Origin of the sequence: Mesorhizobium sp. M8A.F.Ca.ET.218.01.1.1, from assembly GCF_004791165.1 — a bacterium.
Taxonomy (GTDB): domain Bacteria; phylum Pseudomonadota; class Alphaproteobacteria; order Rhizobiales; family Rhizobiaceae; genus Mesorhizobium.
The window spans coordinates 1-314 of the sequence record NZ_SRUZ01000152.1 but is presented as its reverse complement, the minus strand read 5'-3'; the positions used below and the strand labels follow the sequence as shown (position 1 = coordinate 314).

Genomic DNA, 314 nt, shown 5'->3' with positions numbered 1-314 from the left:
GCTGCTTTTCCTCGCCCCCTGCCGAGATGCGCACGGCATCGCGCTGGTAGCTTTTCGCCAGCGTGGCGATGGAGCGCGGCACCGTGGCGGAAAACATCAGCGTGCGGCGCTCGGCGGGCGCAGCGTCGAGGATGAATTCGAGGTCCTCGCGGAAGCCGAGATCGAGCATCTCGTCGGCCTCGTCCAGCACCACGACCTTCAGCGCCGACATGTCGAGCGCCCCGCGGGTGATGTGGTCGCGCAGCCGGCCCGGCGTGCCGACGACGATGTTGGCACCGCGCTCCAGCGCGCGCCGCTCGCTGCGCATGTCCATG

At 69.7% G+C, this 314-nt stretch carries 1 protein-coding gene; it reads right to left on the bottom strand.

What is annotated here, in order from left to right; translation table 11 throughout:
• Positions 1–314 (bottom strand): DEAD/DEAH box helicase (locus EN861_RS34790; protein ID WP_135928243.1); only part of this gene is annotated, 314 nt, incomplete at both ends.